Raw genomic sequence first — 20,711 nt, forward strand, 5'->3', positions numbered from 1 at the left:
TCGATGCGGCGGCTAAAGGGACAAAGGGGATTTACATGCAGGATTTTTTCCAGACTATCCGGTTCAAGATTTTGCTGGCGATGGGGGGCTGTCTGGTCCTCATGGCCGCGATCAGCATTTTTAGCGTTTCCGCGATTTCGCAACTGAAGTCGAACGTGAGCGATTCGTACAACGGCGTGACGGTGCCGATTCTCGACCTGACGAAGTTCCAGGCCGCCCAGTTGCGCATCCGGCTGAAGCTGCGGCGCATCCAGGTGTTCCGTGACGCCGCGACCACGCAGCAAGCGGTCGACGGCATTCGCGCCGACGTGGAAACGATGACCGCTGCGTGGTCCGATTACTATCCGGCCCGCATCAGCGCCGCCGACGAGCGCGCGGTGGCCGACAGGATCAACGGTGGCCTGCCGCAACTGAAGGATCTGACCGACCAGGCCGTCGGTCTGCTGTCCGCTGGTAATTACGATGGCGCGGTCAAACCGGTCAACGATCAGGCGGCGCTGTCGGACACCTTGCTCGCGTCGGTTGGCGAGGACATCAAGATCAACAACACCCAGGCGCAGCAGTTCAATACCGATAGCGAGTCGACCGCGAAGAGCGCGTTGATGATCGCGATCGCGCTGGTGGTGGCCGGCGTCGCGGTAGTGGCGGGCACCTCGCTTTATCTGCTGCGCGCGATCGGCGGCCCGCTGAATCGTGCGATCGGCGTGGCCAACGAAATCGCGGCCGGCAATCTGGACAACCGCATCGTGCTGGACGTGAAGGGCGAGTTCGGGCAACTGCTGCAAGCGCTCGGCACGATGGACCGGCAGATCACGCAGACGGTGCGCGGCATTCAGGCATCGACGGAATCGGTGACGGTGGCGTCGCGCGAGATCGCCGCGGGCAATCTGGATCTGTCGGCGCGTACCGAGGAGCAGGCCGCCTCGCTGGAGGAAACCGCCGCGAGCATGACGGAGCTGACCGAGACCGTGCGGCAGAACGCCGACAACGCGCGTCAGGCGAGCGGCCTCGCGACCAGCGCGACCGGTCTTGCCGATACCGGCGACGACGCGGTGCGCGCGATGGTCGGCACCATCGAACAGATCAGCGGCAGTTCGAGCAAGATTTCGGAGATCACCGGCGTGATCGAGGGGATCGCGTTCCAGACCAACATCCTCGCGCTGAACGCGGCGGTGGAAGCGGCGCGCGCGGGCGAGCAGGGACGCGGTTTCGCGGTGGTGGCGAGCGAAGTGCGCAGCCTCGCGCAGCGCTCGGCGTCGGCGGCGAAGGAGATCAAGGAGTTGATCACGTCGTCGGTGGCGATCATCGACGGCGGCTCGCGGCAGGCGGCCGGCGTCGGCGAGACGATGGGGCAGGTGAAGCAGGCGATCAAGCGCGTGTCGGATATCGTCAACGAGATCGCGGCGGCGTCCGAGGAACAGAGCCGCGGCATCGAACAGGTCAATCAGGCCGTCTCGCAGATGGACGAAGTCACGCAGCAGAACGCCGCGCTCGTCGAGCAGGCGGCGGCCGCCGCGCAGTCGCTGGAAGAACAGGCGGGCAATCTGAAGCAGGCGACCTCGGTGTTCAGGCTGCGCAACGGCGGGGCGCACGCGTCGTCGGCGGGATGGGCGGCGGACCACCGGCATGCGCCGGGCACGCTGGAAATGGCGGGTTGAAGCAGTGGACTAGAGCAGTAGGTTGACGAAGTGACTTGAGGCGGCGGGTCGAAGCAGTAGTCGGGCCGCCGCTTCGACTTGATGCGTGAAGCCTCGGGCGCGTTCAACGCGAGTCAGAGCGCCGCGGTGGGTCCGTCCCATCCATCGAGATACTTGGGCAACGCGTCCTGCACGTCGAGTAGCCGGTGCCGATAGAACAGATGCATGGTCGGCTTCAAGGCGTCGGGCAACTCACCGCCGCAAGCTCGCGCGACCAGACTGTTCGGAAGTACCCGCATGCCGAGCCGGTTCGTGCCGAACATCGTTTCGCCGCAGACGGTGCAGAAGTGGCGCGTCAACCGTTTGGCCGGATGCTTGAAAGCCGATACGCTGCCGCGCGAGATCGTCACCTGATCGGCTGCCCACGCGGTAGCGGACCACACCGACGTGCCATAGAAATCGCGGCACGAACGGCAGTGGCAGTTCGCTCTCGCGGCGGGCGCGCCGCGCATGCTCAATTCGACCGTGCCGCACAGGCATTGCAACGTGTTGGGTACGCTCATCGTGTCTCCGGGTTGTGCGTCGGCAGTATAGCGGCGCGTGCTTGCCGCGTTCACGCGTGCAGCATTGAATGAAACCGGACACGCCGCGGTCTTGCTCGGGTTTTCACTATCCCGCCTCACGTAGAAATCGCTGTTTTCTCCGGGCCATGTGCGCATCACGAATGCGTTCGCGATAGGCGCTCACTCTCCGAAGACGCGCGGCCTGCCTCGCGATTCGCGCGACGGCCCCGATCGCAATCGTCCCGCCTTCATCGCGAAAAATTTTTTTGCGCCACGCGCCACGCTCGCGAACCCACCCGGCACCCACGCCGATTCATTCAGCCCCCGTCAATCGCGCAGTGCGGGCCACCGCACACAACCGCGCAACGCGTAACCGTTTGCGTCACGGCCTTCAGGCAACCCCCGCATCCCGCGTCGTCTCAACTTTGCGACAAACCGGTCCGCACCGGGTAAAAGCTGCTCTGCCGGGTCCAGAGCACGCAGATTTGACCGGAACATTCGTCAAACCATTGCCAGTCAATGCGCACGCTAATTCTTGCTGGCTTCGGCCATGCACCGCGCATCATTCAAACGCACGTCCCGCCCCGCCAAACGATGTCTCATTTTCGAGGCATCGCTCGTTTCGCCGCTGCTCCCACCCTCGCCAAAAAATCCCCGGGCCTTACCCGGCAAGGCTTTGCGCCCACATGGCACAGCCGTTGCAATAAGTCGATCACACAGCAGAACAGCGCTGCGGCCGGCGGGATTCAAACAGGCACAGAGAGTCGACCCACCGGCAGCAGCAAAGTCTTCGTAAGTCGCGTTCGGGGAATTCAACGCGTTTTACGAGGTGCGGCGGGGCCAACGAACAACGGATGTCAATGAACAACGAAGCGAGCGTTCGATACGCGTTATCGGCCACTCGCGATCGTGACGACGTAAAGCGCTGACCCCGCCACTTTTTTCCGTTCGATGAACGGACCTGAACGCCGCTTCGGCGAGCCTGATTTCAGGCCGCCGCGGGGGCACCAACCGCAGTCAACTTTCACTCTTACGGGGGTTAGCATGAAGAGCACGATCCAGCAATTTCTGCGCGACGAAGACGGTGTGGCAGCGATCGAATACGGCCTGCTGGCCGGCTTGATTGCCGTGGCGATCATCGCCGCCACCAAACTGATCGGCACCAATCTGAAAACGGTGTTCGGTTACGTGTCGACCTCGCTCGCCGGCGTGGCCAACCCGGCCGCGTAAGTCAAGCCTCGGCGTCGAGCCACCGCGCGCGGCGCCCGGCCGATCGCCCACCCTGTCCCGATGGTCCTTCGTGACAGGGTAGCGACGGCCCCGCGCCGGGCCCGGCAGGACTCACGCGAAACACGCGAAACTCGGACACGACTCCACCAGAGAAGGGCAACTCGATCCTTGCGACGGAGCTGGCGATGAATGGCGTTCCTTTTCCAGTTGGACCCTGCGTGATCGCGCTGGCGCTGCTGGCGGCAGTGTGGGATCTGCAAACCCGCCGGATTCCTAACTGGCTGGTGGCAACAGGATTACTCGTGGCGATTCCGGTGCAGTGGTACACGCACGCCCCGCACGGCGGAATCGACGCGTTGACGATGTGGCTCGGCGGCCTGCTGACGGGCGGTGCGATCTTCCTGCCCGGCTACGTCATGCGCCTGATGGGCGCGGGCGACGTCAAGCTGATGGCGGCGATCGGCGCCTTCTGCGGCGCTTACGGCGCGTTCGAAATCGGTCTGGCGACCTGTGTGCTCGGCGCGCTCGCGTCGATCGTGATTTTGCTGAAACGGCGTCGGATGCGCGCCGGCCTGAACCAGATGGCGGCCCTGCTGGCCGACTGCGCGGCGTCCGGAGACGGCGCTACGCCGCGCACCGGCAACGCCGCGAGCAACAGCGCGGTCGGGACCATGCCGTACGGCGTGGCCATTGCAGTAGGCAGCGCGCTCGTGTTGTTCGCCAGCGTGTGACGCGTGCCGGGTGGGTCAATCAATCGGGGGTTGAAAATGAAAAACGCGCGCGCTGTAACGATGCTGCTGATCGCGACGCTGGCCGGCCTCGCCGCCGTGGTGTTCGCGTCGCGCTGGATGGTCACGCAGTCGTCGAACGCCACCATCAAGGTCGTGGTGGCCGCCACCGACATCAGTCTCGGCCAGCGGGTCGGCCCGGACTATCTGAAGCTCGCCGACTGGCCGTCGGACAGCGTGCCGCCCGGCGCGTACACCGACATCCAGAAGCTCGACGGCCGCGTGCTGAAGGAAAGTCTGCTGCACGGCGAGCCGGTGCTCGACACGAAGCTCACGCCGATCGGGACGCTCGGCGGCCTCTCGGCCGTGATCGGCGAAGGCAAGCGCGCGATCACGGTACGCGTGAACGACGTGATCGGCGTGGCGGGTTTCGCGTTGCCCGGCAACTACGTCGACATCATCGTGAATACGCAGAAGGATGGCAGCGCGCCGGGCACGCAGCACGACCAGAACATCTCGAAGATCGTGCTCGAAAAAATTCTCGTCCTCGCGGTCGCGCAGCAGGTGGGCCGCGATGAAACCACGCCGAAGGTGGTCGACGCCGTGACGCTCGAAGTGTCGCCGGAACAGGCCGAGAAGATCGACCTTGCGCGCAGCATCGGCACGCTCTCGCTGGTGTTGCGCAACCAGATCGATCCGCAGGCGATCGACACCGCCGGCGCGACCAAATCCTCGCTGCTGAAGACGCCGGTCGTGCCGGTCGCGCTGCCGGCGTCCGAGGCGAAGCCGGTGCGCATCGTGCGCAAGGTGGCGGTGCGCGCGCCGGGCAACTGCGTGCGGGTGCTCGACGGCGCCGACGCGAGACAGGAATGTTTTTGAGGGGTAGTCGTAGCTCGCGGCCGCGAGCGTGGAGACGACCCGACGCGCAACCAGGCGTATCCGGTCTCACGCGAAACACGCGGCTGAACGCGACCGGTTCTGACCAGCCGGCACGAAGAATAAGCAGCAGTAAGCGGCAATAAAGCGGCACCAATACGGGGGTAGGACATGAACGCCAGAACGACACCGCGCGCTTGCGCGCAGCAGGATCCGCTCGGCCCGCGCTCGCCGCGCGGCCGGACCCGGATCGCCGAAGCCTGCACCAGCGTGCTGCTCGGTCTCTCTCTCGCGATGCTGCCGGCGGTTCAGGCCGCCGCGCAAACCGCTTCCGCCGATGTGCCCGGTCTGCCCGCCACGCCGGTCACGGTGGCCTCGAACGGCACCGTGCATCTGACCATCGCCGCGAGCGGCATGGGCGGCATGTCCGGTGGCGGGGCGGGCGGCGCGCAGTCCGCGAGCCGCGGCCCGAACTGCAGCGGCCCGATCGCCGAACACACGTCGGTGACGGTGCCGGTCGGCAAATCGACGATGGTCGACGTGCGCGAACCGGTGCGCTCGCGCACCGTCGGCAATCCGTCGATCGTGCAGGCCATGCTGGTGTCGCCGCAAACGCTCTATCTGCTCGGCTCCGATGTCGGCACCACCAACATGATCGTGCAGGGCCGCAGCGGCTCGTGCACGATCATCGACGTGAGCGTCGGCGCGGACCCGGCCGGTCTGCAACACATGCTCGCCACGCTGATGCCCGACGAAACCGGCATTCAGGTGAAAGCCGCCGCCGACACGCTGGTGCTGACCGGCACCGTCACCGACGCGGTGAAGGCCGAACGCGTGCTCGAACTGGCGCGTGCGTTCGTGGCGCGTCCGGCCAGCGCCTTGCAGGGCGGCGCGCCGCTCGGCAGCAGCGGCCCGTTGCCGCTGGGCGCCGCGCCGCGCGCGCTCGCGGCGCCGGCCCCCGCGCCGTCGCTGGGCGGCGCGAGCGGCGAGCGCATCATCAACATGATGCAGGTGGCCGCGCCGCAGCAGGTCATGCTCGAAGTGAAGGTCGCCGAAGTATCGAAGACGCTGATCGATCAGCTCGGCGTGCAGGCCAATCTGAACGGCGGCATCGGCAGCTGGAGCTTCGGTCTGCTGGCGAATTTCCTGTCCGGCGGGCTCGGCGCGCTGACGGCGTCGAAGGCGAACAACTCGCCGCTCGGCCTGTCCGTCGATGCGCAGAAAACCGATCAGCTCGTGAAGATTCTCGCCGAACCGAACCTGATGGCGATCAGCGGCCAGGAAGCGAGTTTCCTCGCGGGCGGCAAGGTCTACATTCCGGTGCCGCAAAGCAACGGCGCGGGCGGCACGACAATCGTGCTGCAGGAAGAACAGTACGGCGTGGGCCTGACCTTCACGCCGACCGTGCTCGAAGGCGGCCGCATCAACCTGAAGGTCGCGCCGGAAGTGTCGGAGCTGTCGTCGACCGGCGTGGTCGTGAGCGCCGGCAATTCGAATACGACGTCGATCCTGCCGCTGATCACCACGCGGCGCGCGTCGACCACGTTGCAGGTGTACGACGGCCAGAGCTTCGCGATCGGCGGTCTGATGAAGAGCAACGTGACCGGCACGTTGAAGGGCTTGCCCGGCGTCGGCGAATTGCCGGTGCTCGGCGCGCTGTTCCGCAGCACCAACTACGAACAGGACAAGACGGAACTGGTGTTCGTGGTGACGCCGCGTCTCGCCAAGCCGCTGCCGCAGCACTATCCGCTGCCGACCGATCACTTCGGCGATGCGGGCGAGGCGAACGTGTACCTGACCGGCCATATGGAAGGCACGAAGCGCGGCGCATCGGCAGCGGACGGCGCGAGCCCGGCCGCACCGATGACGCCCGCCACGCCGGCGGACCCGGCAGCACCCGCAGCCCCGCTCACGGCGCCCGCGCAAACGCCCACCCCGTCGCCAACGCCTGCGCGCGCCGCGGCCGCCGACGTCGCGGTGCTGCCGCCCTCGCCGGACACCCACGACGCCCCTGCCGTCCATTGATGCGCGATCCACAGGAGACCGACATGACATCCCTACACACCCTGATCCGCATCGCGCTCGCCGCCGGCTTGTGCGGCGCGCTCGCCGGCTGCCTGAGCTCGACGCCGCACTGGGACGAAACCTTCGGCGACTCGGTCCGGCAACTCCGGGCGATGCAAACCCTCAACCCGCAAGGCTCGGCGAACACCGATCCGGTGGCGGGCATCGACGGCACGGCGGCTACGGCGGCGCAGAAGAGCTACGCCAAATCGTTCACGGCGCCGGTGCCGCCGGTCAACGGCTTCACGATCGGCATCGGCTCGTCGAGCAGCTACTGAGCAGCGACTTAGCGGCGACATAGCAGCAGCTGAAGCATCAGCGCGAGACGGCCCGGCTTTACTACGGCGGAGATACACCATGATCGACACCCTTCTGATTTCGTCCAGCGCCGAGCGCGCGCCGCGTATTGCCGCGCGTCTCGAAGCGCACGGCATGGCGTTCCGTTTGCGCACGCTGCATGGCACCGCGAAACAGTTGCGGGTGCACGCCGCCGCGATCCGCAGCGCCGATCTGCTGATCGTCGACGATGCGGACCTGAGCCCGCGCGATCTGAGCGGCGTCGAGGAAGCGCTATCGCATACGCCGAATCTGCACTGCATGCTGGTGACGCCCGCGCCGTCCACCACGCTGCTGATGGCGGCGATGCGGGTCGGCGTGCGCCATGTGCTGTCCTGGCCGCTCGACGACGCCGAGTTCGCCGATGCGCTCGCCCACGTGTCGGCGAAGAAGCACGCGAACCAGCGCCGCGAAGGCCGGGTGGTGTCGTTCACGTCCTGCAAGGGCGGCAGCGGCACCACGCTGATCGCCGTGAATCTCGCGTATGCGCTCGCCGCGCAGCGCGACAAACGCGTGCTGCTGATCGACCTGAACCAGCAGTTCGCCGATGCGAGCCTGCTGGTCGCCGACAAGACGCCGGCCGCGACGCTCGCGGATCTGTGCGCGAAGATCGAACGGCTCGACGCCGCGCTTTTCGAGGCCTGCGTGATGCATGTGCATGCGAATCTCGACGTGCTGGCCGGCGCCGGCGATCCGGTGAAATCGGGCGAACTGCGTGCCGCGCATCTGGAGCGGATTCTCACGCTGGTGCGCGAGCAGTACGACGCGGTGTTGATCGACGTCGGCCAGAACATCAATCCGCTCGCGATTCACGCGCTCGATCACAGCGACGCGATCGGCATGGTGGTGCGTCAGAACGTGCTGTATCTGCACGCCGGGCGCCGCATGCTCGATATTTTCCGCGAGCTGGGTTATCCGGCGAGCAAGCTGAAGCTGATCGTCAACCAGTACGACAAGCGTGCGCGCATCGATCTGCCGACGCTCGAGGAGAGCTTCGGCATGAAGGTCGCGCACCATCTGCCGCGCGACGATAAACAGGCCACCGAGGCGCTCAACCACGGCGTGCCGCTCGTCACCGCCGCGAAGGGCGGCGCGCTCGCGCAAGGCATCGCGCAACTGGCGGATCAGCTGTGGCCGCCGTTGCCGGCCGGGCCGCGCAGGAGCGTGCTGGGCCGTCTGTTGCAAGGGCGGCCGAACGCGGCACCGCGCCTGAAGACCGGACACTGAGCGGCACACGGAGTACGAAATACGACTGCGCCGGCGCGATCGCACCGGCCTCGTCAAGGCAAGCGGAGAGCACCATGTCACTACGCGAACAGTTGATGATGCAGCACGGCGGCATCCCGTTCGACGCCACCGGCAGCGCGGCGGCGGCCGGCGCCGCTGCTGGGCCCAGCAGCGAAAGTCTCGCGGCGCGGCGCGCGTATCAGGAACTGAAGATGAACATTCACCAGGCGATCATCGACCGGGTGGAGCTGGACAAGTTGCAACGCCTGTCGCCGGAACAGATCAAGCGCGAACTCGCGCAACTGGTCGAGAAGATCGTCGACGAAGACAAGATCGCGCTGAACGAACTCGAACGCCGCCGGCTCGCGCAGGATGTGCACGACGAAATGGTCGGCCTCGGTCCGCTCGAACCGCTGCTCAACGATCCGACCATCTCCGACATTCTGGTCAACACGTCGCAGCACGTGTACGTGGAACGGCGCGGGCGTCTCGAACACACCGACGTGACCTTCTACGACGACGCGCATCTGATGAAGATCATCGAGCGCATCGTGTCGCGCGTTGGCCGCCGCATCGACGAAGCGACGCCGATGGTCGACGCGCGTCTGCCCGACGGCTCGCGCGTCAACGCGATCATTCCGCCCTCGGCGATCGACGGCCCGCTGGTGTCGATCCGCCGCTTTGCGGTGAATCCGCTCACGGTCGCCGACATGGTGAACAACCAGAGCTTCACGCCCGCGATGGCGCAACTGCTGGAAGCGCTGATCAAGGCGAAGCTCAACGTGCTGATTTCGGGTGGCACGGGCAGCGGCAAGACCACCTTGCTCAATCTGCTGTCCGGCTTCATTCCCGGCGACGAACGCGTGGTGACGATCGAGGATGCCGCCGAACTGCAGATGCGTCAGCAACACGTGCTGCGGCTTGAAACGCGGCCGCCGAATATCGAAGGCAAGGGCGAGATTTCGCAGCGCTCGCTGGTGCGCAACGCGCTGCGGATGCGCCCCGACCGCATCGTGCTGGGCGAAGTGCGCGGCGCCGAAGCGCTCGACATGCTGCACGCGATGAACACCGGCCACGAAGGCTCGATGGCGACGCTGCACGCGAACACGCCGCGCGACGCGCTGACGCGACTGGAGAACATGGTCGGCATGGCCGGCCTGACGATGCCGATCAAGGCGATCCGCCAGCAGATCGCCTCGGCGATCACGGTGGTGGTGCAGGCCTCGCGCCTGACCGACGGACGCCGCAAGCTGATGAGCATCCAGGAAGTGACCGGCATGGAAGGCGACATCATCAACATGCAGGAGATCTTCACCTTCAAACGGACCGGCGTGGACGAAAACGGCATGATCAAGGGCTATTTCGGCGCGACCGGCGTGCGGCCGATCTTCAGCGAACGGCTGGCGAGCTTCGGCATCGCGTTGCCCGATCAGATTTTCGATCCGGCTCGGCGCTACGAAGTCTGAGCGACAGAAAACGGGCAAGGGGAACCTGATATGCACACCTCGATGAACACCTCGTTTATCGCCTTCGCGGTGCTGGCGTTTCTCGCCGTCGTGCTGTCGATCGAAGGCATCTATCTGTTCTGGAACAGCCGCCACGGTCCGGGCGTCAAGCGCATGGACGAACGTCTGCGCGCGCTCTCGGCGGCCGGCAATGCGAGCAACGAACCGCTGTCGATCCTGAAGAAGCGCCTGTTGAGCGAATCGCCGTTCGTCACGCAACTGCTGCTGCGCGTGCCGCGCATTCATGTGCTCGACCGGCAGTTGCAGCAATCCGGGCTGACGTGGTCGGTCGCGCGTTTCGTCGCTTACACGCTGCTGTGCGCGCTGGGCGGCGGCGTCGCGGCGATGCTGTTCGGCCTGCCCGCGCCGGCGCTCGTCGTGCTGGCCGTGCTGTGCGCTCTGCTGCCCACGTTCGTGCTGCGCCGCCGGCGCAACAAGCGCGTGCTGCAACTCGAACGCCAGTTGCCCGACGCCGCCGATCTGATCTCCCGCGCGCTGCGCGCCGGCCACTCGTTTCCCGCCGCGCTCGGCATGGTCGGCGAGGAGTTGCCGAAACCGCTCGGCGGCGAATTCGCGCTGGTGTTCGACGAGATCAACTACGGCGTGTCGTTGAACGACGCGTTGCTGAACATGGTGAACCGCGTGCCCGTCGAAGATCTGCGCTATTTCGTGATCGCCGTGCTGATCCAGCGCGAGGCAGGCGGCAATCTGGCGGAGATTCTCGGCTGCATCAGCGGCATCATCCGCGAACGGATGAAGCTGCTCGGCAAGATCCGCGTGCTGTCGGCGGAAGGGCGTCTGTCGGCCTGGGTGCTCGCCGCGTTGCCGTTCGTGATCATCGCCGTGCTGACGGTGCTCAGCCCGGACTACGTGCGGGTGTTCTGGACCGATCCGGCCGGCATGCAACTCGCGGGCGCGTCGCTGACGCTCATGCTGTTCGGCATTCTGTGGATGCGCAAGATCGTGCGGATTCACATCTAGCCCACCCTGAACCGCTGATTCGACACGAGGAGCGCGGGCCCGGCCCGCAGACCATGAAAACAGAACAGATCGTCATGCTCGCCGCGATGTTCCTGATCGTGTTCGGCGCCGCGCTGAAGGCGATGTCGCTGCTGCGGCCCGATCCGGTGCAGCGGCGCATCGAGGGGCTGACGCAGCCGGGCGCCATGGGTGGCGCGGGTGGCTTGGGTGGCATCGGTGAAGGGGGCGCTGACGACGCCGATGCCGGCACCCAGAAGACCTGGGTCGAAACCGTCACCAAGGTGTCCGAACGCGTCGCGCGGCTGTCCCTGCCGAAGGAAGACTGGGACAAGTCGGCCCTGCGCCTGCGCTTCGCCAACGCCGGGATTCGCGCGCCGTCCGCGCCGGCGCTGTATTTCGCGGCCAAGACGCTGAGCGCGCTGGTGTTGCCCGCCATCGCGCTGATCCTGCTGGGCGGCGCGTTCGACGCCGATCAACGCATCTATCTGCTGCTGACGGTGCTGGCCGTGTCGGCGCTTGGCTTCTATCTGCCGAACCTGGTGCTGACGCAACTGATCGAACGCCGTCAGCGCAAGCTGTTCGAAGACCTGCCCGATGCGCTCGATCTGATGACCGTCTGCGTGGAAGCCGGCCTCGGACTCGACGCGGCGATGATGCGCGTCACCCAGGAGATCGGCGTGAAAAGCCTCGCGCTGAAGGACGAATTCGACCTGGTGCTGCTCGAACTGCGCGCCGGTTCGGGCCGCGACAAGGCGCTGCGCAACCTGTCGCTGCGTACCGGCGTCGACGATATCGACACGCTTGCCGCGATGCTGATCCAGGCGGAACGCTTCGGCACCAGCGTGGGCGATTCGCTCCGTGTTTTCACCGACAACCTGCGCACCAAACGGCGCTTGCGCGCCGAGGAACAGGCTGCGAAGATCGCACTAAAGCTGTTGTTTCCTCTGATGTTTTTTATCTTTCCGACACTGATGGCCGTGCTGGTCGGGCCGTCGGCCATCCAGCTGGTCCGGCAGCTGTTCCCGGTCATGAGCGGGATGTCGGGCGGTTGAGCGTGCCATCGGGTGCCTTTGGGGCACGAGTCGTCACCGGGGATTCACATGTTTGCGTCGAGCGCGTTTCCTGATTTGCTGCACCACGCCGGCCTGTGGCTGAAAGCCTATCTGCTCGTGCTGACGATCATGATCGCCGGCGCGGCGCTGGAGCGGCGCTGGCCGGCCGACCTGCTGCAATCGCGCGCCGGGCAGCGCTTCAACATGATGTACGCGGGTCTGTATCTGATGCTCGCCGAAGCCGTGAAGCCGCTCACGGCGGTCGCCAGCGTGGCGATCGTCAACGCGCTCGGCGGCGGCATGGTCGTGCTGGTGTCGCGCGGCTGGGGCGCGCTGGCCTCGTTCGTGATCGTGCTGCTGACCATCGACTTCCTCGAATATGCGTTTCATCGGCTGCAACACGCCTGGCCGCCGCTGTGGAAGCTGCATTCGCTGCACCACAGCGCGAGCGAATTCAACGTGACCGTCACGCTGCGTCATCACTGGCTCGAAACGCTGATCAAGGGTTGCCTGCTGTATCCGCTGGTCGGCGTGATGTTCAAGGTCGACCCGGCGATCGTCGGCGCGACCGCGCTGGTGTTCATGGTCGGCAATTATTTCGCGCATCTGAATCTGCGCGTCGATCTCGGCCGCTACGGCACGTGGGTCAACAACCCGCAGTATCACCGCCTGCATCATTCGAACCGCGTCGAGCACTTCGATCACAACTTCACGCAACTGCTGCCGCTGTGGGATCACCTGTTCGGCACGCGCTGGGTGCCGGCCAAACACGAATGGCCCGCCACCGGTCTCGACGACGGCGCCGAACCGCATTCGCTGCTCGGCGCGTTGAGCTGGCCGCTGCGGTCGTCTGGCGCGCGTGATGGGCGTAAAGCGCGTGATGTGCTTGACGTGCCGAAGGTGGCGAAGGCGCCGGCCGCGGCGAAAGCGGCAAAAGCGCCCGACGTGCCCCGCGTGCGCTTGGCCGGCAAGCCGGTGGCGATCGATCAGGAGCCGAAATGAAAACCGCCCGCCGCCAGCCCCTCGGACAACGCCAGCAGCGCCAGCAGCGCCAGCAACGCGGCATCGCCACGATCGAGTTCGCGCTGATCGCGCCGCTGCTGTTGCTGCTGCTGTGCATCGCGATGGATCTCGGCATCGCGCTGTGGGTCAACCTGACCATGCAGTACGCGGTGCGGGAAGGCGCGCGCTACGCGGTGACCGGCCAGACCAATCTCGACCCGAACGCCACCAACCAGCAGCGCTATCTCGCGGTGCTGCAGGAGATCCGCAACAGCTCGATGGGCCTGTACAACTACGTATCGCCGAGCTACGTGATCACCATCAACGGAGCGAGTCAAACCTACAGCACGCAGGCAAGTTACAGCGCCGGCATGTTCGGCAATCCCGGCGACATCGTGGTGCTGCAGATCAACTGCATCTGGCCGATGCTGACGCCGCTGGTCAAGCCGTTCTTCGCCAACGGCAAGCTCAGCTTCAGCGTCGCGGCGACGATGCGTAACGAGGGGTTCTGAGATGCCCGCACGGACAGGGAATCGCTTCGGCCCGGATCAGCGCGAAGGTGGCGACACGGGCAATCGGGCAGGGAATCGGCCAGACAATCGGCCTGCCAATCGCATGCGCGCGCCGCGCCGCGGCCGTCGCGCGCAACGCGGCATCGTCAGCGTGGAAATGGCGCTGCTGCTGCCGATGCTGGTGGCGCTCGCGCTGCCGGTGTACGACATCGCCCGCAACATCCAGGCGCAGATGATCCTGATCAACGTGAGCCGCGAAGGCGCGAGCCTGTCGTCGCGCGCGTCGCTCACGTACCCGATGCAGACCATCATGTCGTCGCTGACGGCGACCACGCCGCCGCTGAACATGACCGCGCACGGAATGATCTACATCACCGAGATCATGGGCAACAACAATTGCGACAGCAACGGCAACGGCTGTACCGGCATCGTGGTCGCGCAGTACCGCTGGAACGGCGGCAACTATTACCCGTCGAGCCAGTTGTGGAATTGCGGCAGCAGCGGCACGAGCTGGGCCACCGACGGCTCCGGCAGTTGCAGCAACATTCCGGCGGCGGGCAATGCCTCACCGGTGGTGAACCTGCTGCAAGGCCAGCTTGCCGACGGACAGATCGCTTACGTGGTCGAAGCGTTCTATTTTCAGAAACCGGTGGTCGGTTCGCTGAACCTCGGCGGCGGCATCACGACGCCGGCGTTGTCGCCGAATCTGTATGCGATGACGGTGTTCTGAACGGGGCTGAACACGCTGGATACATCAAGACACGCACACATCAACACACAAGCACAGTCGAAAAAATAGCAGGTCGGGGGAAGCGATGAAGAACAGCACGGCGCACGGCGTCAAAGCGAAAAGACGGCAGCGAGGTTCGGTCAGCGTGATGATGGCCGTGTCGCTGATCGCGCTGATCGGCATTCTCGGACTCGCGGTGGATTCCGGCCTCGGCTACATGATCAAGGCGCGTCTGGACGCCGCCGTCGACGGCGCCGTGATCGCGGCCGGCGAAGCGGTCACGCGCGGCAACAACCAGGCCCAGCAGACCACCAACGCGCAGCAGGCGGCCTCGGCGTTCTTCTCGGCCAACTATCCGGCCGGCTTTCTCGGTTCGAGCGTGACGGCGGGCACGCCCTCGGTGGTATTCAACGCGGGCACCGTGACGATCGGCATGACGGCGCAGGCCAGCGTGCCGGTTACCTTCACGCATACGCTTGGCTTCAAGGTGCTGAACGTCGCCGCCTCCTCGCAGGCGATCCGCAAGACGCTCGACATGGCGTTCGTGATCGACACCACGGGTTCGCTGAACGTCAGCGGCGTGCCCGCCGCGGTGCGCGCGAACGCGATCGCCTTCCTGAACAATTTCGATGTGACCAACGACCGCGTCGCGCTGATGCACTTCGCGTTCGGCACGCTGGTCGACGTGCCGTTCAACGGCAACACGCGCGGCTTCAACCGCACGCTGATGACCACCGACATCAACAAGTACACGTTCAGCGGCAGCACGAATTCGGCGGAAGCGATCTGGAACGCGCGCAACCAGTTGAATACGGTGATCACGCAACCGTCGAGTCTGCGCGTGATCGTGTTCTTCTCGGACGGCGCGCCGAACAGTTTCGCGTCGTATTTCACGACCAATCAGAGCAGCTGCAACAACACGCCGGGCACGCTCGCGAGTCCCGACACGGCGGGCACGATGACGGGCCTGTACAACCTCGACGCGCTGAGCCAGACGATGAGCTCGCCGTGCTATCAAAGCAACGCGACGCGGCTCGTGACGGCCATGCCGAAGTGGTACAACGCGCACAACGTCAACGAACAGATTTTCCCGATCTGGCCGGTGACCGCGCCGCGCGCGGTGCCGAACGGCAACATCACGTACGTGAACGTCAACCGCGCGTCGCGCAATCTGCTCGAAGCGATGGCGGCGCAGGCGCGGATCGAAGGCACGTATGTGTTCACGCTCGGCTATGGGCCGGAACTGGTCCAGCCGGAAGGACCGGACAACGAACTCGGTTCGGACGTGCTCAAATGCATGGCCAACACGCCGGATTCGCTGGCCCGCTGCTATAACCCGAGTCAGCCCGTCGGCGTGTATTGCTACGCCGCCACACCCGCCGATCTGAAGCCGTGCTTCACGCAACTGGCTTCGCAAATCCTGCGTATTTCCAAGTGAGCGCGCCATGACGTCACCGACACCTTTGCGAGATCTCTCCGCTTCCGCCGATGCGAAACGTAAGGCCGGCGTCGCGGCGGCGGACTGCGCCGACTGCGGCGAACACGCCGATCATGGGGCGGCCGGTCGCGATACGGCATCGCCGCGGGGAGCGGGCGGAGCGGCGACCGGCCAACCCGATGCGGGCGGCTTGCATAACGTGTTGATCGAAGTCGCCGCGCGAGTCGGCGCGGCCGGGATGCTGAGCCTGTTCGCGTACGCGGCGATCACCCAATGGCGCGCGGCGCCTTCGCGGATCACGCTGCTGTTGCTGGTCGTGTCGGCCTTCGTGACGGTGGGCCTGTCGCTGTTCTCGCGCGTGCCGGTCAAACGCGACTGGCGGCCGCTCGCGTTCATCTGCTCGATGGGCGGCACCTACTATTTTCTGGCGGTGCGTCTCGCGCCCGGTTCGCACCTCGTGCCGGAAGATGTCGGTGCGGGCCTGCAACTGCTGGGGATTTTCTGGCAACTGTTCGCCAAGGCTTCGCTGCGGCGCTCGTTCGGCATTCTGCCGGCCAATCGCGGCGTCGTCTCGCGCGGCGCGTACCGCTTCGTGCGCCATCCGATGTACCTCGGCTACTTCATCACCGACATGGGTTTTCTGCTGGTGAATTTCGGCTTGCAGAATCTGCTGGTGTATAGCTGCCAGTTCGCGTTGCAGGTGGTGCGGATCGTGCGCGAGGAACAACTGCTGTCCGCCGACGCGGGCTACCGGCGTTACCGGACGCAAACGCGTTATCGCGTGATTCCGGGCGTGTTCTGAACGCGGCGGGCACGCGACGACGGTTAGCGGCTGATTTCCAGATCGTCGAATTTGCGCGCGCGGTAGATCAGCACGGAGACGAGCCAGCTCAGCACGAAGATACCGATGATCACGTAGCCGAGCGTGCCGAAATTATCGTTCAGCGCGCCGATCGCATCCCACACCGGGCCCTGCAGTTTCAGCTTGTCCGAGAGCAGGCCCAGCGCCTCGATGCTGCCGATCACGATCGCCACGACCACTGAAACCAGCGTGATCGTCATGTTGTAGTAGATCTTGCGGATCGGCTTCATGTACGCCCAGCCGTACGCGCCGAGCATCAGGTGGCCGTCGAGCGTATCGATCAGCGACATGCCCGCGCTGAACAGCACCGGAAACACCATGATCGCCCACGGCGACAGGCCTTGCGACGCCTGCGCGGCGGCAATGCCGAGCAGCGCGATCTCGGTGGCGGTGTCGAAGCCGAGGCCGAACAGAAAGCCGAGCGGGTACATGTGCCAGCTACGGCCGATCATCCGGAACAGCGGCTTGAACAGACGCGAGAAGAAGCCGCGGTTCGCGAGCAGCAGATCGAAATCGTCGTCGACGTAGCGGCCGCCTTGCTTCACGTTGCGCCACGCCTGGTAGATCGATTTGAGGATCAGCAGATTCATCAGCGCGATCGCGAACAGGAACAGCGAGGACACGAGGGTGCCGACCACGCCGCCGATTTCCTTGTAGTGATCGAAGCGGCCCTGCATCGCGGAGGTGGTGGCCGCGACCGCGAGCGACGCGAGCACCACCACCGTCGAATGGCCGAGCGAAAAGAAGAAGCCGACGGTGACCGGGCGCTTCTTCTCCTGCATCAGTTTGCGCGTGACGTTGTCGATCGCGGCGATATGGTCCGCGTCCACCGCATGGCGCAGGCCGAAGCCGTACGCGAGCAGCGCGGTGCCGAGCAGCACCGGGTGATGACGGAACGCGACGAATGCCCAGAGCCAGGCTATCACGTTGGTGGCGATCAGCACGCCATAGATACCGGACAGGCGCGCCCGGACGTGCGTGTTCGAATCGCCGAAGATCTGTTTGAGTTGCGAAATCATCGAAGTTTTCCTGGGCGCGGGCGTCCCGAACGAATTTTGACCGATGGTGAAGCGAGCCGGACATTGCCTCTAAGGCTTATACACGGGGCCGCCGGGGTTGTCGAACTGCTCAAAAGTCGGCTGGGCCACGCGGGAAAGGGCGTGGTGGTGGCCGCACCGTATGGGCTAACGGAGACGGGTTTGCTGGACCGCGTCCCGCGCGGGGCCGGTAATCGCGGCGCCGGCAATCCAGACGCGCCACTGCGAGGGGAAGTCGAAGCCGGCGTCGATCGCGAAGGCCGCGTCGAGCGCTACGTCGAGCGTCGCGCCGCGTTGCAGTGCGCCGAACGCCGCGTGGGCCGCCGCCGATTGCATGAGGATTTCCGGGCGCCATTGCGGACGCACGACTAATACATGGGCCGGTGAATCGATCGTGAGGTCTTGCGGGAATGCGCCGTCCGGTTGGTGGGCCGTCCAGATCGCGGCAATCGCGAAAGGCGAGGCGATCGGCGTGCAGGCCGGGTGCGTGGCGAACGGCGTGTGGAGCAGATCGCCGGGGTTCAGCGCGGCCCACCGTTCAGCGCTCAGCGTGGCGGCGTCGGCGGCGAAATAGGCCGTGTGCAGCGCCCATTCGAGACGCGCGAGGTCCGCGAAATAACGGTAACGCGGGTCCGTTTCATAAGCGTCGACGAAATCCGGCAGCATCGCGCCGAAACGGTTCAGGTCGCCGCTTTGCGACGGATGTTCGCGGGCGTAGCCGCGCGAGAGCGCATCGAAGTAGCCTTCGCCGACCAGCGCCAGCAGCACGGGGTAGGCATTGGCGAGTGCCGCGCGGCGGTTCGCGTCGATGTTGTGGCGGTAGAGGTCGAGGCGGTGGCGTTGCAGGGCGTCGCTGTCGTTGTTGCTGTCGTTATCGTTATCGTTGTCGTTTTGGCCGGCGCTGGGGCGTCGCATCGGTGCCGATGTTTGCGCGGACGCCGACGCTTGCGCGGGAATGGTCGCTCGCGTGGGCGCTCGCAGTTCCGCAAGCACGGGCTGCGACTCGCCTTCCAGCGATTGCACGAACAGCCGTTGCAGCGATTCAGGAGAGGCGGCCACGATCTGCCTCCCGATGTACGGCGCAACCCGGTGTTTCATCCATGCCCACCGCCGTCGCCTGACGTTCGCGCGCGCGACGCGCTTCGTCGAGCAGCACGTCCAGCGCGGGCAGCCGGGTATCCCATTCGATCAAGACCGGCAATGCGCCGAAGCGTTGCAGCGCGTAGTCGTACAGCGCCCACACCGGGTCGGCGACGCGCGAGCCGTGATCGTCGATCACCGCGACGTCCGTCACCCGGTGACCCGCCAGATGAATCTCGCCGATCGTGCCGGGCTTCAACGCATCCATGGCGGCGCGCGCGTCCTCGCCGTGGTTGCATTGATTCACATACAGATTGTTGAGGTCGAGCAGGATGCCGCAACCCGACCGTTTGGCGAGTTCGGCGAGGAACGCGGTTTCGCCGTACTGGTCGTCGTTGAATCGCACGTACGTGGAGACGTTTTCCAGCAGAACGGTGCGGCCGAGCGCATCCTGCAACTCGCCGACGCGGGCGCACAGCAGCGCGAGCGCGGCGTCGGTCAGCGGCATCGGCAGCAGGTCGTTCAGATGACCGTCGACGGTGGCGCCCCAGCATAGATGCTCAGAGACGAGCGCCGGCTCGATCCGTTCGACCAGACGGTCGAGTTTCGCGACATGCGTTCGGTCGAGCGGCGAGGCCGAGCCGAGGCCGAGACCGACGCCGTGCAGACTGACGGGCAACTCGCGGCGCACGCTTTCCAGCACGTGCAGATCGAAGCCGCCGTCGCCGAAATAGTTTTCGCTATGCACCTCGACCCAGTCCACCGGCGGCGTGGCCGCGAGGAAGTCGCGGTAGTGCGCGTGCCGCAGGCCGATGCCGGCGCCGCGCGGCGCGCCTGGGAGGAGGGCGGCGTGGTTCATCGCGGCATGGTTCGCAAGGCGTTGGCCCGTGCGGCGAACGAGGATATCAAGCCGGCTTGGCGTCGAACTTGCCGCCGAGCTTCTGGCAGGTGCCCTTCGGCACGGTCTTGAAGTCGCCCTTGTCGTTGTCGACTTTCGCTTCGCCCGCGCAGTCGTGCACGCCGGTCTTGCTCGCGCAGTCGTTCTGACCGGCCTTGGCGATGCCGTAGCACTGCACCTTGTCTTCCGCGTGCGCGGCGGTGAGGGGGGCGACGGCGAGGCCGGCGAGAGCGGCCGCGAGCAACGCGGGCCGGCCGAGTTTCGGGTTCATGGTGCTTCTCCTGGTGAGTGGCGCCTGGCGGCGGCGCGCGAGTGTAAGCCCGTGATCGGGTGGCAGCGGCACGAGGGCCGCCATTGCGCGGCCTGGTGGCCATGCGTGGCATGCCGCGCATCGATAGACGGATTTTAAGCGCGCGGCGCGGCCTGTCCAGTCCGTTACTGGCTCATCGTACCCGCGCTTTTCACCGCGCAGGCGGCCGTCACCTTCTGGCCGTTGCTGAACGAGAAGGTCAGCGGAATCGTCGCGCCGACCTTGAGCGGCTGCTTCGGCTGTTCGAGCATCGCGTGATAGTTGCCGGGCGCGAATGCCAGCGTGCCGTGCGCGGGCACCGCGACCTGCTCGACCATCTGCATCGACGAGGTGCTGCCCTGGCTCTGCGTTTGATGCAGCATCGCCATGCCGAACGCGGCCGAACTGATGCCGACGAGGTTCAGCGGCTCGCCGCCGGCGTTATGGGCCTTGAAGTAGCCGCCCGAAGGCAGGTCGCCGGGCAGCGCGCGGATCCAGCAATCGGAGACGCTGGCGGGTGCGGAAGCGGTCGGTGCCGTCGCGGATTGCGCGGCGAAGACCTGAAGCGATGCGCCGCACAGCAAGGTGGCGAGGAGAAGGTGACGCGATGAGTTCATGACGTGCTCCGTGGTCGGAAATGATTCGTTAAGGTTGGCTACGTTTC

General features: G+C 65.7%; 21 protein-coding genes. 15 read left to right on the forward strand and 6 right to left on the reverse strand.

Features of this window, described 5'->3' with window-relative positions; genetic code table 11:
* Positions 1-35 precede the first annotated feature (35 nt).
* Positions 36-1,658, forward strand: coding sequence for a methyl-accepting chemotaxis protein (locus LFL96_RS31040; protein ID WP_281001714.1), 1,623 nt, complete (start codon positions 36-38; stop codon positions 1,656-1,658).
* A gap of 113 nt (positions 1,659-1,771) precedes the next feature.
* Here LFL96_RS31040 and LFL96_RS31045 read toward each other — a convergent pair whose 3' ends face one another.
* A complete protein-coding gene (locus tag LFL96_RS31045; RefSeq protein ID WP_281001715.1) occupies positions 1,772-2,200 on the reverse strand; it encodes a GFA family protein in 429 nt (142 codons plus the stop codon).
* 1,044 nt (positions 2,201-3,244) lie between these two features.
* Here LFL96_RS31045 and LFL96_RS31050 point away from each other — a divergent pair.
* From LFL96_RS31050 to LFL96_RS31115, 14 genes are all read left to right on the forward strand, one after another.
* Positions 3,245-3,430 (forward strand): Flp family type IVb pilin, encoded by a 186-nt coding sequence (locus LFL96_RS31050; RefSeq protein ID WP_281001716.1) that lies wholly within the window; start codon positions 3,245-3,247, stop codon positions 3,428-3,430.
* Between the two features lie 185 nt (positions 3,431-3,615).
* Complete coding sequence (locus LFL96_RS31055) at positions 3,616-4,161, forward strand: prepilin peptidase (RefSeq protein WP_281001717.1); 546 nt, start codon at positions 3,616-3,618, stop codon at positions 4,159-4,161.
* 36 nt (positions 4,162-4,197) lie between these two features.
* Positions 4,198-5,037 (forward strand): Flp pilus assembly protein CpaB, encoded by an 840-nt coding sequence (gene cpaB, locus LFL96_RS31060; RefSeq protein WP_281001718.1) that lies wholly within the window; start codon positions 4,198-4,200, stop codon positions 5,035-5,037.
* Positions 5,038-5,205: 168 nt separating this feature from the next.
* Positions 5,206-7,059: a type II and III secretion system protein family protein gene (locus LFL96_RS31065; RefSeq protein WP_281001719.1), complete on the forward strand. Its 1,854-nt coding sequence runs from the start codon at positions 5,206-5,208 to the stop codon at positions 7,057-7,059.
* 23 nt (positions 7,060-7,082) lie between these two features.
* Positions 7,083-7,376 (forward strand): hypothetical protein, encoded by a 294-nt coding sequence (locus tag LFL96_RS31070; protein WP_281001720.1) that lies wholly within the window; start codon positions 7,083-7,085, stop codon positions 7,374-7,376.
* A 79-nt stretch (positions 7,377-7,455) separates the two neighbouring features.
* Entirely contained in the window at positions 7,456-8,661 is a 1,206-nt protein-coding gene (locus LFL96_RS31075) for an AAA family ATPase (RefSeq protein WP_281001721.1), read from the forward strand.
* 74 nt (positions 8,662-8,735) lie between these two features.
* Positions 8,736-10,127, forward strand: a complete 1,392-nt coding sequence (locus LFL96_RS31080) for a CpaF family protein (RefSeq protein ID WP_281001722.1) — start codon at positions 8,736-8,738, stop codon at positions 10,125-10,127.
* A 42-nt stretch (positions 10,128-10,169) separates the two neighbouring features.
* Positions 10,170-11,147: a type II secretion system F family protein gene (locus LFL96_RS31085; RefSeq protein ID WP_281001723.1), complete on the forward strand. Its 978-nt coding sequence runs from the start codon at positions 10,170-10,172 to the stop codon at positions 11,145-11,147.
* A gap of 53 nt (positions 11,148-11,200) precedes the next feature.
* The gene (locus LFL96_RS31090; RefSeq protein WP_281001724.1) at positions 11,201-12,199 is read left to right on the forward strand and encodes a type II secretion system F family protein; all 999 of its coding nucleotides are present in this window, start codon (positions 11,201-11,203) and stop codon (positions 12,197-12,199) included.
* A gap of 48 nt (positions 12,200-12,247) precedes the next feature.
* A complete protein-coding gene (locus LFL96_RS31095) occupies positions 12,248-13,201 on the forward strand; it encodes a sterol desaturase family protein (protein ID WP_281001725.1) in 954 nt (317 codons plus the stop codon).
* On the forward strand, positions 13,198-13,713 hold the full coding sequence (locus LFL96_RS31100; protein ID WP_281001726.1) for a TadE/TadG family type IV pilus assembly protein: 516 nt from the start codon (positions 13,198-13,200) through the stop codon (positions 13,711-13,713). The genes LFL96_RS31095 and LFL96_RS31100 overlap by 4 nt, the downstream gene beginning before the upstream one ends.
* A 1-nt stretch (position 13,714) precedes the next feature.
* On the forward strand, positions 13,715-14,443 hold the full coding sequence (locus LFL96_RS31105) for a TadE family protein (protein WP_281001727.1): 729 nt from the start codon (positions 13,715-13,717) through the stop codon (positions 14,441-14,443).
* A gap of 85 nt (positions 14,444-14,528) precedes the next feature.
* Complete coding sequence (locus LFL96_RS31110; protein WP_281001728.1) at positions 14,529-15,881, forward strand: VWA domain-containing protein; 1,353 nt, start codon at positions 14,529-14,531, stop codon at positions 15,879-15,881.
* A gap of 7 nt (positions 15,882-15,888) precedes the next feature.
* The gene (locus tag LFL96_RS31115; RefSeq protein ID WP_348638434.1) at positions 15,889-16,683 is read left to right on the forward strand and encodes an isoprenylcysteine carboxylmethyltransferase family protein; all 795 of its coding nucleotides are present in this window, start codon (positions 15,889-15,891) and stop codon (positions 16,681-16,683) included.
* A 23-nt stretch (positions 16,684-16,706) separates the two neighbouring features.
* On the opposite strand, the gene LFL96_RS31120 is transcribed toward LFL96_RS31115, so the two are convergent.
* From LFL96_RS31120 to LFL96_RS31140, 5 genes are all read right to left on the reverse strand, one after another.
* The gene (locus LFL96_RS31120; RefSeq protein WP_281001729.1) at positions 16,707-17,762 is read right to left on the reverse strand and encodes a HoxN/HupN/NixA family nickel/cobalt transporter; all 1,056 of its coding nucleotides are present in this window, start codon (positions 17,760-17,762) and stop codon (positions 16,707-16,709) included.
* A 165-nt stretch (positions 17,763-17,927) separates the two neighbouring features.
* Entirely contained in the window at positions 17,928-18,839 is a 912-nt protein-coding gene (locus tag LFL96_RS31125) for a DNA-binding domain-containing protein (RefSeq protein WP_281001730.1), read from the reverse strand.
* Positions 18,823-19,719, reverse strand: a complete 897-nt coding sequence (locus tag LFL96_RS31130; RefSeq protein WP_281001731.1) for a DUF692 domain-containing protein — start codon at positions 19,717-19,719, stop codon at positions 18,823-18,825. Before LFL96_RS31130 ends, LFL96_RS31125 begins: the two co-directional genes overlap by 17 nt.
* A 46-nt stretch (positions 19,720-19,765) precedes the next feature.
* Positions 19,766-20,029 (reverse strand): DUF2282 domain-containing protein, encoded by a 264-nt coding sequence (locus LFL96_RS31135; protein WP_281001732.1) that lies wholly within the window; start codon positions 20,027-20,029, stop codon positions 19,766-19,768.
* Positions 20,030-20,193: 164 nt separating this feature from the next.
* On the reverse strand, positions 20,194-20,664 hold the full coding sequence (locus LFL96_RS31140) for a copper chaperone PCu(A)C (RefSeq protein WP_281001733.1): 471 nt from the start codon (positions 20,662-20,664) through the stop codon (positions 20,194-20,196).
* Between the last annotated feature and the right edge of the window lie 47 nt (positions 20,665-20,711).

Source organism: Paraburkholderia sp. D15, assembly GCF_029910215.1.
Classification (GTDB): domain Bacteria; phylum Pseudomonadota; class Gammaproteobacteria; order Burkholderiales; family Burkholderiaceae; genus Paraburkholderia.

What these genes read in the sequence shown, in the direction of transcription:
- LFL96_RS31130 (WP_281001731.1), bottom strand. Translation starts at nt 19,719, where the DNA reads ATGAACCACGCCGCCCTCCTCCCAGGCGCGCCGCGCGGCGCCGGCATC.
- LFL96_RS31105 (WP_281001727.1), top strand. Translation starts at nt 13,715, where the DNA reads ATGCCCGCACGGACAGGGAATCGCTTCGGCCCGGATCAGCGCGAAGGT.
- LFL96_RS31085 (WP_281001723.1), top strand. Translation starts at nt 10,170, where the DNA reads ATGAACACCTCGTTTATCGCCTTCGCGGTGCTGGCGTTTCTCGCCGTC.
- LFL96_RS31110 (WP_281001728.1), top strand. Translation starts at nt 14,529, where the DNA reads ATGAAGAACAGCACGGCGCACGGCGTCAAAGCGAAAAGACGGCAGCGA.
- LFL96_RS31140 (WP_281001733.1), bottom strand. Translation starts at nt 20,664, where the DNA reads ATGAACTCATCGCGTCACCTTCTCCTCGCCACCTTGCTGTGCGGCGCA.
- LFL96_RS31135 (WP_281001732.1), bottom strand. Translation starts at nt 20,029, where the DNA reads ATGAACCCGAAACTCGGCCGGCCCGCGTTGCTCGCGGCCGCTCTCGCC.
- LFL96_RS31070 (WP_281001720.1), top strand. Translation starts at nt 7,083, where the DNA reads ATGACATCCCTACACACCCTGATCCGCATCGCGCTCGCCGCCGGCTTG.
- LFL96_RS31090 (WP_281001724.1), top strand. Translation starts at nt 11,201, where the DNA reads ATGAAAACAGAACAGATCGTCATGCTCGCCGCGATGTTCCTGATCGTG.
- LFL96_RS31120 (WP_281001729.1), bottom strand. Translation starts at nt 17,762, where the DNA reads ATGATTTCGCAACTCAAACAGATCTTCGGCGATTCGAACACGCACGTC.
- LFL96_RS31055 (WP_281001717.1), top strand. Translation starts at nt 3,616, where the DNA reads ATGAATGGCGTTCCTTTTCCAGTTGGACCCTGCGTGATCGCGCTGGCG.
- LFL96_RS31080 (WP_281001722.1), top strand. Translation starts at nt 8,736, where the DNA reads ATGTCACTACGCGAACAGTTGATGATGCAGCACGGCGGCATCCCGTTC.
- LFL96_RS31100 (WP_281001726.1), top strand. Translation starts at nt 13,198, where the DNA reads ATGAAAACCGCCCGCCGCCAGCCCCTCGGACAACGCCAGCAGCGCCAG.
- LFL96_RS31115 (WP_348638434.1), top strand. Translation starts at nt 15,889, where the DNA reads ATGACGTCACCGACACCTTTGCGAGATCTCTCCGCTTCCGCCGATGCG.
- LFL96_RS31075 (WP_281001721.1), top strand. Translation starts at nt 7,456, where the DNA reads ATGATCGACACCCTTCTGATTTCGTCCAGCGCCGAGCGCGCGCCGCGT.
- LFL96_RS31095 (WP_281001725.1), top strand. Translation starts at nt 12,248, where the DNA reads ATGTTTGCGTCGAGCGCGTTTCCTGATTTGCTGCACCACGCCGGCCTG.
- LFL96_RS31040 (WP_281001714.1), top strand. Translation starts at nt 36, where the DNA reads ATGCAGGATTTTTTCCAGACTATCCGGTTCAAGATTTTGCTGGCGATG.
- cpaB (WP_281001718.1), top strand. Translation starts at nt 4,198, where the DNA reads ATGAAAAACGCGCGCGCTGTAACGATGCTGCTGATCGCGACGCTGGCC.
- LFL96_RS31065 (WP_281001719.1), top strand. Translation starts at nt 5,206, where the DNA reads ATGAACGCCAGAACGACACCGCGCGCTTGCGCGCAGCAGGATCCGCTC.
- LFL96_RS31045 (WP_281001715.1), bottom strand. Translation starts at nt 2,200, where the DNA reads ATGAGCGTACCCAACACGTTGCAATGCCTGTGCGGCACGGTCGAATTG.
- LFL96_RS31050 (WP_281001716.1), top strand. Translation starts at nt 3,245, where the DNA reads ATGAAGAGCACGATCCAGCAATTTCTGCGCGACGAAGACGGTGTGGCA.